Genomic DNA, 11,163 nt, shown 5'->3' on the forward strand with positions numbered 1-11,163 from the left:
CGCAGCCGCGTCGCCAGGTGACGGGTCGGCGCCTCCAGGCGGCGGATCGGCATCGCCGGGTGCCGAGTCAGCCCCTCCGCGAGGCGGACAGCGTCTCCGGGTGGCAGGTCGCGTCTCCGGGTGGCGGGTCAGCCCGTGTGGGTGGAGAAGAGACCGCCGGTCGGGCCCTGTTTGTCGCCGCCTTGGGCTTTCTTCAGGGCGTTGGCGAGGCCTTCGATGGTGAGGGACTGCAGGATCACCCGGCCGTTGCCCTCCAGGGTGGCCAGGGACAGGCCCTCGCCGCCGAAGACGGCGTTCATGATGCCCTGCCGGTTGAGGCCGCCGACGCGCTGGACGCCGTACTGGATGCCCTCCTCGAAGGCGACGACGCAGCCGGTGTCGACCTCGATGCGGCCTCCGAAGTCGGCGGGGTTGAGGTCGATGAAGTTGCCCGCGCCGGCGATGATCACCGTGCCGCGCCCCGTGAACTTCTCCAGGATGAAGCCCTCGCCGCCGCTCATGCCGGTGCGTCCGCCCTGGAAGGCGATGCCGAACTCGACGGTGGACTCGGCGGCCACGAAGGCGTCCTTCTCCGCGAACCACGCGCGCGTGCCGTCGAGTTCCAGGGCGCGCATCTCGCCGGGCAGCACGCCCGCGAAGCCGACGGTGCCCTCGCCGCCCTGGGCGCTGAAGTACTGGAACGCCAGCGACTCGCCGGCCAGCATGCGCTGGCCGACCTGCATGGCGGTGCCCATGGCCTGGCGCAGCATGCCGCCCATGCCGCCGCCCCCGCCGCCTCCCTGCTGCTGGCCGCCGTTGCCCGACGGCCCGGACAGCCGGGTCTCCATGGTCACGTTCGTCGTCTTGAACAGGAACTTCCCGGCCTCGCAGTACACGGTCTGGCCGGGGTACAGGTTGACGACCGCCATCTGCATGGCGTTGCCGACGATCTCTTGCTGAAGGGTCACGCGAGGACAACGCGGGAGACGGAGGAAAGAGTTCCCCACCCGGCGGACTCCGCCGGGTGGGGGTGCGGGCAGGTCAGGCGCCCAGTTCCTGGTGGCGGGCGGACAGGGCGGTCGCGCCCTGCTCGGTGAGGGAGCCGTACAGGCGCAGGCGGGAGATGCCGCCGTCGGGGTAGATGTCCACGCGCGCGTGCGTGCCGACGGCCGGGGCCGGGAGCAGGAAGCGGTGGTTGGTGTCGGGCTGGAGGCGGGTGCGCGGGAGGACCTCGGTCCACTCGCCGCTCTCGCCGTCCTTCACCGAGACCGAGGCCCAGCCCGCGCTGTTGCCCTTGAGGTACGCCGTGTCGATCTCGATCGCGCGGATCTGGGACTGGGCGACGAGCCGGTAGCTGATCCAGTCGTTGCCCTGGTCACGGCGCCGGCGGGTCTCCCAGCCGTCGTCCATCTTGCGGGAGCGTCCCGGCTGGATGGTGTTGGTGGCCGGGGAGTAGAAGCGGTTGGAGGCGTCCTCGACCTGGCCGCCGTTCTCCAGGGCGACCACGTCGAAGGTGCCGAGGGCCGACAGCCACGCGGGGTCGGGCACGACCTCGCCGTACACGCGCAGCCGCGCGATGCCGCCGTCGGGGTGCTGCTTGACGCGCAGGTGCGTGAAGCACTGCTCGGCGGAGACGGCGAAGCCGTTCGCGGCGTGGCCGCCGACCGCCGTGCGCGGGACCAGCGTCGTCCACTTCACGTCGTCGCCGAGCAGTTCCTCGGGCGAGGGCGAGCCGGGTACGGACGCGCCCTCGACCGACACCGCCTGCGGGTAGTTGCCGCGGAAGTGGGCCGTGTCGACGACGACGCCGCGGATGACGCCGGGAGCGCCGAGGCGGACCAGCGCCCAGTCGTGGTCCTCGGCCGTCGGCCACGGGTGCTCGGCGGAGACGCCGCGCCGGCGGCGGGTCTCCCAGCCGTCCATGATCTTGCCCTTGTGGCCGAAGTGCTCGGGGTCGAACTCGGCGCGCTCGGGCACCAGCAGGTTCTCCCGCTGGGCGAAGAACTCGTCGTTGGCGGCGATGACACCGGCGCCGAGCTGCCGGTCGGCGAGGTTGGCGTACTGGGTGAAGGGGAAGTCGGCGGTGCGGTAGTCCGCGTACGGGTCGCCGCCTCCGTAGGGGTTCGCGTCGCCGGTGAAGCGAGCCGTAGAAGATTGATGCAGCGCCGTCACGGTGATCAGGGGTTCCTTTCGGGAGTCGGCCGGTTGGGGTGCGGAGGGTGGCTTACCGGGGGCGGGAGAGGAGCGTGCCCTTCGGCTCGGTGAACTCGCCGTCCGCGACGATGCGTTCGCCGCGCAGCCAGGTGGACTTCACGACGCCGTACAGGGTCTTGCCGGCGTACGCGGTGACCCGGTTGCGGTGCTGGAGGCCGGCCGGGTCGACGGTGAAGGTCTCGTCGGGGGCGAGGACGGCGAAGTCGGCGTCGCGGCCGGCCTCGATGGCGCCCTTGTCGCGCAGGCCGACCAGGGCGGCCGTCTGCGTGGACATCCAGCGGACGACGTCCTCAAGGCTGTGGCCGCGCTTGCGCGCCTCGGTCCAGACGGCGGGCAGGCTGAGCTGGAGGCCCGAGATGCCGCCCCACGCGGTGGCGAAGTCGTCGGTCTTCAGGTCGGCCGTGGAGGGCGAGTGGTCGGTGACCACGCAGTCGATGGTGCCGTCGGCGAGGGCCTGCCACAGCAGGTCCTGGTTGGCGGCCTCGCGGATGGGCGGGCAGCACTTGAACTCGCTTGCGCCGTCGGGGACTTCCTCGGCGGTCAGGGTGAGGTAGTGCGGGCAGGTCTCCACGGTGACGCGGACGCCCTCGGCGCGGGCGGCGGCGATGAGCGGCAGCGCGTCGCTGGAGGACAGGTGGAGGATGTGCACGCGCGCGTTCAGGCGCCGGGCCTGCGCGATGAGGCTCGCGATGGCCGTGTCCTCGGCGTCGCGCGGCCGGGAGGCGAGGAAGTCGGCGTACTTGGGGCCGCCCTGCTGGGGGGCCGCGGCCAGGTGGTGCGGGTCCTCCGCGTGCACGATCAGCAGGCCCTCGAAGCCGGCGATCTCCGCGAGGGACTGGGCGAGCCGCTCCTGGTCGAGGTGCGGGAACTCGTCCACGCCGGACGGGGACAGGAACGCCTTGAAGCCGAAGACCCCGGCGTCGTGCAGCGGGCGCAGGTCCTTGACGTTGTCAGGCAGGGCGCCGCCCCAGAAGCCGACGTCGATGTGCGCCTTGTCGGCGGCGACCGCGCGCTTCACCCGCAGGTTCTCGACCGTGGTGGTCGGCGGCAGGGAGTTGAGGGGCATGTCGACGAGGGTGGTGATGCCGCCGGCCGCCGCCGCGCGCGTGGCGGTCCAGAAGCCCTCCCACTCGGTGCGGCCGGGGTCGTTGACGTGCACGTGGGTGTCGACCAGGCCGGGCAGCAGGACGTGGTCGCCGAGGTCCTCCAGGCGCGCGGGGGCCGGGACTTCGGCGTCGTACGGCAGTACGGCCGTGATCTTGCCGCCGGAGACGGCGACCGAGGCGGCCCGCGTCCCCTCCGGAGTGATGACACGCGTCGAACGCAGCACCAGTTCAGCGTCGGACACCCGAACCCCTCTCTATGCCGTTTTGCACCGTTTTGCATCCAGTAATGAGGATGTACGCCCATGTAACGGAATTCAACGTTCTGTTGAAGGAGTCTTCACTCCCGGTTCCCCGTCGTCAAGGGGCACACTTCTGGACAGGGCGTCGCATGCGTCCACTCTGGACCTTTCCACAAAGTGGAATTAGAATTCCGACAAGCAGAACGTAGCTACGTACAAGCAGGGAGTCAACCGACTGCCGGGTAGGCTTCTGCTCTTCCTGTCAGTCCCGAAAGGAACGCCCCGTGCCGACGTCCAGCGCCAGCACCACCGACTCCGCCAAGCCCGCCGCCAGCGGCGGTGTCCAGTCCCTGGAGCGTGCCTTCGATCTGCTGGAACGGATGGCTGACGCGGGCGGGGAGGTCGGCCTGAGCGAGCTGTCCGCCACCAGCGGGCTGCCGCTGCCCACCATCCACCGGCTGATGCGCACGCTGGTGGCGTGCGGGTATGTACGGCAGCAGCCGAACCGCCGGTACGCGCTCGGGCCGCGGCTGATCCGGCTCGGCGAGTCCGCCTCCCGGCTGCTCGGTACCTGGGCGCGGCCGTACCTGGCCCGCCTGGTGGAGGAGACCGGCGAGACGGCGAACATGGCGCTGCTGGACGGCGACGAGATCGTGTACGTGGCGCAGGTTCCGTCGAAGCACTCGATGCGGATGTTCACCGAGGTGGGCCGGCGTGTGCTGCCGCACTCCACCGGGGTGGGCAAGGCGCTGCTGGCGAGCGTGCCGGACGACGAGGTGCGGGCGCTGCTGGCCCGTACCGGGATGCCGGCCGCGACGGAGAAGACGATCACCACGCCGGAGGGGTTCCTCGCGGCGCTGGAGGACGTACGGCGGCTCGGGTACGCCGTGGACGACAACGAGCAGGAGATCGGGGTGCGGTGCCTCGCGGTGTCCGTGCCGGACTCGCCCACGGCGGCGGCGATCTCGATCTCCGGGCCCGCGGGGCGGGTCACGGAGGCGGCGACGGACAAGATCGTGCCGGTGCTGCAGGGGGTCGCGGCGGAGCTGTCCCAGACGCTGGCCAACTCGGGGGCGTAGGTCTGGGGGCCCGGGGGTGGGGGGCTCGGCGTTGGCGAGTGCGTAGGTCTGGGCGCCCGGGGGTGGGGTGGCTCGACGTTGGCCAGTGCGGGTGCGTAGTTCCGGGCGCCCGGGGGTGGGGGTGGCTCGACGTTGGCCAGTGCGTAGGTCTGGGGGCCCGGGGGTGGGGCGGCTCGTCGTTGGCGAGTGCGGGTGTGCTGTGGCTGGTCGCGCAGTTCCCCGCGCCCCTTGAGTGGGACCAGTCGCCCGGCGCCTTCAAGAACTCGGCGCCTCACCGATGCGCCGCGGATGGTCATGCCCCACCCTGCAGAGCCGCACACCGGCACAGCCCCACGCCCCCTGGGTGGCACCAGCCGCCCGGCGCCTTCACGTTCTCGGCGCCTCACCGGTGTGCCGCGGATGGTCGCGCCCCACCCGGCAGAACCGCGCACCAGCACAGCCCGCGCCCCCTGGGTGGCACCCCGCGCCCGGTACCTCCAAGAATTTCGGCGCCCCACCCGTGTGCCGCGGATCGTCGCGCCCCACCCGGCACAGCCCCACGCCCCCCGGGTGGCACCAGTCGCCCCGCGCCTTCACGCTCTCGGCGCTTCACCCGTGCCGTGCGCCGCGGATGCTCGCGCCCCAGCCGGCAGAACCGCACACCGGCACAGCCCCGCCCCCCTGGGTGGCACCCCGCGCCCGGCGCCTCCAAGAACACTCGGCGCCTCACCTGTGCGCCACGGCTTGCCCCGTAGGCGGTCGCGCGTCCGTGGGCGGTGGTTTCAGGGGCCCGGTGTTCGTCCGAAGAGGTCCACTGCTTGCCGGACGTCCGACAGACCCTGGGACAGTGCGCCGACGGAGCCGATCGCGCCCGCGATCAGGAGAAGGGAGCCGCGCAGGCGGGGGGTTTCCGGGGAGCCGCCGGAGGCCATCGCGGCGAGGGCGGCCAGTTCGTCCTCGGCTATGGCGCGGTCGGGGAACTCGGAGGGCAGGGCGGCCAGTTCCCGGCGCAGGCGGGAGACCGCGGTCCGCAGTTCGGCCACTCTCGGGTCCTCGTCACTGCCGGCCACCGACCTCTGCTCCACTCTCCGCAACGCGCCCCTCCCCCACGCACGTCCCCGTGCGCGGGTCAGTTAACGCCACCGCGTGCGCGAGCGCCACCACGCGGACCGAAATTCAGCCCACGGGACAACTCCGGGAAACCGGTCATCGACGCCCGCGTCAGGTATGCAGGACGCGTGACGGACCACCAGGACCACGAGGATTACCAGGACCACCGGGACCACCGGGACCACCGGGACCACCGGGACCGCGAGGATTACCGGGACCACGAGGGCCTTCGGGACACCCGCGCGGACGTCGCCGGGCTGCTGCTCGCGGCCGGCGGGGGCCGGCGGCTCGGCGGCCGGCCCAAGGCGCTGCTGGAGCACCGGGGACGGCCACTGGTCGAGCACGCGGTCGGCGTACTGCGCGCCGCCGGGTGCGGACGGATCCACGTCGTGCTGGGAGCGCGGGCGCAGGAGGTCTGCGCGCGGGCGGACCTCGGCGGCTGCGTGGTGGTCGAGAACCCCGACTGGGCCGAGGGCATGGGCTCCTCGCTGCGCGCCGGGCTCGGCTCGCTCGCCGGCACGGGGGCGCGCGCGGCCCTGGTGAGCCTGGTCGACCAGCCCGGCATCGGGCCGGAGGCGGTCGCCCGGGTGCTGCGTGCGTACGAGGGCGAGGGCTCGCTGGTCTCGGCCGCCTACGACGGCGAGCGCGGGCATCCGGTCCTCTTCGGCGCGGCGCACTGGCCGGGCATCGCGGCGACCGCCACCGGGGACCGCGGTGCGCGCGCCTACCTGCGCGAACACGCCGACGCGATCAGGCTCGTCGAGTGCGCGGACATCGCCGAGGCCTACGACATCGACACCGAGGCCGACCTGCGCCACCTTGAGTGAGGGGGTGGCACCCGGCGCCACCTTGCCTCGACCCAGAGAATCTCGACGTCAACAGACCATTGAAATTCCACGATGAGGAAACTAGTATCCACTGTTCAGAAGCGCTGGACCGCACAGTCGGCGCCGTCTGTCCTGTTTCGTGCCACTTGGCACCGCGTGCCACCGCTGAAGGAAGTGACAGCTCATGTCCGCACCAGCGCCGTCCCCGCTGGCCATCGTCGACGCCGAGCCCCTGCCCCGGCAGGAAGAGGTCCTCACGGACGCCGCGCTCGCCTTCGTGGCGGAGCTGCACCGGCGGTTCACCCCGCGCCGTGACGAACTCCTCGCCCGCCGGGCCGAGCGCCGCGCCGAGATCGCCCGCACCTCCACGCTCGACTTCCTCCCGGAGACGGCCGCCGTCCGCGCGGACGACTCCTGGAAGGTCGCCCCGGCTCCCGCCGCGCTGGACGACCGCCGCGTCGAGATCACCGGCCCCACCGACCGCAAGATGACCATCAACGCCCTCAACTCGGGCGCGAAGGTCTGGCTCGCCGACTTCGAGGACGCCTCCGCACCCACCTGGGAGAACGTGGTCCTCGGTCAGCTCAACCTGATCGGCGCCTACACCCGCGCCATCGACTTCACGGACGAGCGCAGCGGCAAGTCGTACGCACTGCGCCCGGACGAGGAGCTGGCGACGGTCGTCATGCGCCCGCGCGGCTGGCACCTCGACGAGCGCCACCTCGTCGATGCCGACGGCAAGCCGGTCCCCGGCGCCCTGGTCGACTTCGGCCTGTACTTCTTCCACAACGCCCAGCGCCTGCTGGACCTCGGCAAGGGCCCGTACTTCTACCTGCCGAAGACCGAGTCGCACCTCGAAGCCCGCCTGTGGAACGACGTGTTCGTCTTCGCGCAGACGTACGTCGGCATCCCGCAGGGCACCGTCCGCGCCACCGTGCTGATCGAGACGATCACGGCCGCGTACGAGATGGAGGAGATCCTCTACGAACTCCGCGACCACGCCTCGGGGTTGAACGCGGGCCGCTGGGACTACCTGTTCTCCATCGTCAAGAACTTCCGTGACGGCGGCACGAAGTTCGTCCTGCCGGACCGCAACGCCGTCACGATGACCGCCCCGTTCATGCGGGCCTACACCGAACTCCTCGTCCGCACCTGCCACAAGCGCGGTGCGCACGCGATCGGCGGCATGGCGGCGTTCATCCCGTCCCGCCGCGACGCCGAGGTCAACAAGGTGGCCTTCGAGAAGGTCCGCGCCGACAAGGACCGCGAGGCGAACGACGGCTTCGACGGCTCCTGGGTCGCCCACCCCGACCTGGTCCCGATCGCCATGGAGTCCTTCGACAAGGTCCTCGGCGACAAGCCGAACCAGAAGGACCGGCTGCGCGAGGACGTCCACGTCGAGGCGGCCGACCTGATCGCGATCGACTCGCTCGACGCGAAGCCGACGTACGCCGGTCTCGTCAACGCCGTGCAGGTCGGCATCCGTTACATCGAGGCCTGGCTGCGCGGACTCGGCGCGGTCGCCATCTTCAACCTGATGGAGGACGCGGCCACCGCCGAGATCTCCCGCTCGCAGATCTGGCAGTGGATCAACGCGGGTGTCGAGTTCGAGAACGGCGAGAAGGCCACGCCCGAACTGGCCCGCAAGGTCGCCGCCGAGGAACTGGACGCCATCCGCAAGGAGATCGGCGAGGAGGCCTTCGCCGCCGGCCACTGGCAGGAGGCGCACGACCTGCTGCTCCAGGTGTCCCTCGACGAGGACTACGCCGACTTCCTCACCCTGCCGGCGTACCAGCGGCTCAAGGGCTGACGACCACACAGCGACGGCCCCGGGGGACTTCCCCCGGGGCCGCTTCGCGTTCGGTCCAGGTACGCCGGGACCGCAAGGATCTGGCCAATTTCCGTATACGAAGCCTATCTTGAAGCGGTGATCGAGTCCCACGTTCCCACAGGCACCGAGTTCGCGGACCTGGTGCCGGCCCTGCGCCGCGACCTTCCCTGGGCGTCCGTCTCCCTCCCCGTGACGGATGGCAAACCTGCAGGTGACACGCCAGCGGCACAGGCCGCGGCGGATCCGCCCGCGCGATCCTTCCTCGAGCTGCTGGACGACTGGGCCGCGACGCGGCCCGATCACGTGGCACTGGCGCACGCGGAGCGGACCGTCACTTATCAGTCACTGAACTCCCGTACGACGCGACTCGCCCACTTGCTGCGGCTGCGGGGTGTCGAGCCGGGACAGGTCGTCCCTGTCGTCCTCGACCGGGGTGTCCTGTTCTTCGAGACGGCTGTGGCCCTGTGGAAGCTGAGGGCCGGATTTCTGCCCGTCGATCCGGGATGGCCCGCTCCGTGGCGGGACGGGATGATCGCACGGACGGGCTCACCGCTGTGTCTCACCAGCGCCGCCGGCCCGGCCCTGCCACCCGGGTCCCGGTACGTCGAGGTCGACACGCTCGACCTGGACACACCGCCGGACGACAGCGCTCCGCGCGTCGGACACCCGCTGCGGCCGGGCGACGTGGCCTACGCCATCCGCACGTCCGGGTCGACGGGCGAGCCGAAACTGGTCGTCGTGGAGCATCGCGGCCTCACCAACCTGATCGCGGCCCAGCGGGCCGAACTGGCCGCGATGGACGGCTCGGCGGTCGTACTCCAGTTCTGCAGCCCCTACTTCGACTCGATGATCTTCGAGTGGGCCATGGCGATCGGCAGCGGAGGCCGACTCGAGATCGTGGACGCGCATGACCTAGTGAGCACGCCCGTACAGGAGTTTCTGGGCCGTCTGCGGATCACGCACACCTGTCTGCCGGCGGTGGTGGTCCGCATGATGACCCCGTCCGCTCTGCCGTCCCTGCGTGTCCTGGTCAGCAGCGGTGACGTCTGCCTCCCGGCCACCGCCCGGCTCTGGGCCGGGAAGGTGCAACTGGTCAACGGGTACGGCCCGACGGAGACCACGGTGTGCGCGACGATGCACACCGTCGCTCCCGACGAGACGGACGACGCCGTCGTCCCCATCGGCAGGCCGCTCGCGGGGACCACGGTGACGATCGTCGACGAGAAGCTGAACCGTGTGCCGGACGGCGTCGCCGGGGAGATCCTGATCGGGGGCGCCGGTGTGGCGCGTGGCTATCTCGGTCGCCCCGACCTGACCGCAGAAAGGTTTCTGCCCGACCTCTCGACGTCGGGCGGCCGTCTGTACCGGACCGGGGACCTGGGACGCCACCGTCCTGACGGCACGATCGAGTTCCTGGGCCGGACGGACGACCAGGTCAAGGTCCGCGGCTTTCGCGTCGAACCCGCGGAGATCGAGCACACGTTGGCCCTGCTCGACGGCGTCCGCGACGCGGTGGTGGTCGCGGACCAGACCCGTCTGACCGGCTACGTTCGCCTGTCCCCCGGGTGCGCGATGACCGGCGCCGACCTTCGTGAACGGTCGGCGCGCGTGCTGCCCGGCCATCTGGTACCCGACCGGATCGTGATCGTCACCCAGTGGCCGCTGCGCCCCAACGGCAAGATCGACCGATCGCGCCTGCCCTCCGCTCCGCCACCGCGGGACACTCCGATCACGGAGACGGCATCCGCATCCATATCCAGATCCATATCCGCATCCGCATCCGCATCCACGGAATCTCTCGAACGGATCATCGGCGACATCGCCGCCGAACTGCTCGGAGTGACGGGCATCGGGGCGCACGAGTCGCTGTTCGACTGGGGATGCAACTCGCTCACGGCTGTACAACTGGCCGCACGCGTCACAGAGGTGCTCGGCCGGAGCCTCCCGGTGAGCGCGGTGCTGCGCGGCGGGACCGTGGCCGCCATCGCGGCGGAGCTGGCGGACGCCACCGGCCGCGCCGGACGCACTGGACACGCCGGACACGCGCCTTCTCCGCTGCCGGCGCACGTTCCCCCGGCCGTCTCCCATGCGCAGGAGCGGATCTGGTTCGCCCAGGGGAGCGCCGCGGAATCCGTCGCGTACAACGGTCAGTGCGTGCTCCGGCTGGCCGGCACCATGGACCGCACGGCTCTGAACGCCAGTCTGACCGAGATCGTCCGCAGGCACGATGTGCTCCGGTCGAGGCTCACCCTCGGAGACTCGGGGCTCGAGATGAGCGTCGTACCGCCGTGGCGGGTCGATGTGCCGGTGGTCGACCTCACCGCCCTCGACCCGGCCGAACGCGACGCGCGGGTCGCCGACTGTGTCCGCGAGGCCGTGCGCGAGCCGTTCGACGTACGCAGCGACCGCCTCGTCCGCTGGCTGCTGATCCGGACGGGCGCGGACGAGCATCTCCTCGTCCACACCGAGCACCACTCCGTGCACGACGCCTGGGCGTTCAACGTCTTCCTGCACGATCTGGTGGCGGCCTACGACGCCTACCTGCGGCACGGCAGCGCGACACTCCCGCCGCTCCCGCTGCAGTACCAGGACTACGCGCGCTGGCACCGGGGTTGGTGTGAGTCACCGGAGTCGGCGGAACAACGTGCCTATTGGGCAAGCATGTTGGTGGGGGCGCCGGCGATACTGCCGTTGCCGAGCCGCGGCCGGGGCGGCCCCCCCCCCCCCCCCCCCCCCCCCCCCCCCCCCCCCCCCCCCCCCCCCCCCCCCCGCCCCCCCCGCCCCCCCGCCCCCCCCCCC

At 71.5% G+C, this 11,163-nt stretch carries 8 protein-coding genes; 4 read left to right on the plus strand and 4 right to left on the minus strand.

Annotation, left to right across the window (positions count from 1 at the left end):
• Nucleotides 1-128: 128 nt before the first annotated feature.
• The 3 genes from ACGFYV_RS33435 to allB all read right to left on the minus strand — a co-directional run bounded on the left by ACGFYV_RS33435 (nucleotide 129) and on the right by allB (nucleotide 3,541).
• Entirely contained in the window at nucleotides 129-947 is an 819-nt protein-coding gene (locus ACGFYV_RS33435; protein WP_393882276.1) for an AIM24 family protein, read from the minus strand.
• A gap of 73 nt (nucleotides 948-1,020) precedes the next feature.
• A complete protein-coding gene (gene alc, locus ACGFYV_RS33440) occupies nucleotides 1,021-2,160 on the minus strand; it encodes an allantoicase (RefSeq protein ID WP_393882287.1) in 1,140 nt (379 codons plus the stop codon).
• Between the two features lie 43 nt (nucleotides 2,161-2,203).
• Nucleotides 2,204-3,541, minus strand: a complete 1,338-nt coding sequence (gene allB, locus ACGFYV_RS33445) for an allantoinase AllB (protein WP_393882277.1) — start codon at nucleotides 3,539-3,541, stop codon at nucleotides 2,204-2,206.
• 281 nt (nucleotides 3,542-3,822) lie between these two features.
• Here allB and ACGFYV_RS33450 point away from each other — a divergent pair, with 281 nt between their 5' ends.
• Complete coding sequence (locus tag ACGFYV_RS33450) at nucleotides 3,823-4,617, plus strand: IclR family transcriptional regulator (protein ID WP_393882278.1); 795 nt, start codon at nucleotides 3,823-3,825, stop codon at nucleotides 4,615-4,617.
• Nucleotides 4,618-5,378: 761 nt separating this feature from the next.
• Here the strand turns inward: ACGFYV_RS33450 and ACGFYV_RS33455 are convergent.
• Nucleotides 5,379-5,666, minus strand: coding sequence for a DUF5955 family protein (locus ACGFYV_RS33455; protein ID WP_393882279.1), 288 nt, complete (start codon nucleotides 5,664-5,666; stop codon nucleotides 5,379-5,381).
• A gap of 297 nt (nucleotides 5,667-5,963) precedes the next feature.
• On the opposite strand from ACGFYV_RS33455, the gene ACGFYV_RS33460 reads away from it, so the two are divergent.
• The 3 genes from ACGFYV_RS33460 to ACGFYV_RS33470 form a co-directional block, all read left to right on the plus strand.
• Entirely contained in the window at nucleotides 5,964-6,533 is a 570-nt protein-coding gene (locus tag ACGFYV_RS33460; RefSeq protein ID WP_393882288.1) for an NTP transferase domain-containing protein, read from the plus strand.
• A gap of 184 nt (nucleotides 6,534-6,717) precedes the next feature.
• On the plus strand, nucleotides 6,718-8,343 hold the full coding sequence (gene aceB / locus ACGFYV_RS33465) for a malate synthase A (protein ID WP_393882280.1): 1,626 nt from the start codon (nucleotides 6,718-6,720) through the stop codon (nucleotides 8,341-8,343).
• Between the two features lie 117 nt (nucleotides 8,344-8,460).
• Nucleotides 8,461-11,163, plus strand: a 2,703-nt coding sequence (locus tag ACGFYV_RS33470; RefSeq protein ID WP_393882281.1) for an amino acid adenylation domain-containing protein, incomplete at its 3' end; no start/stop codon positions are given.

Source organism: Streptomyces sp. NPDC048297, assembly GCF_043201585.1.
Taxonomy (GTDB): domain Bacteria; phylum Actinomycetota; class Actinomycetes; order Streptomycetales; family Streptomycetaceae; genus Streptomyces.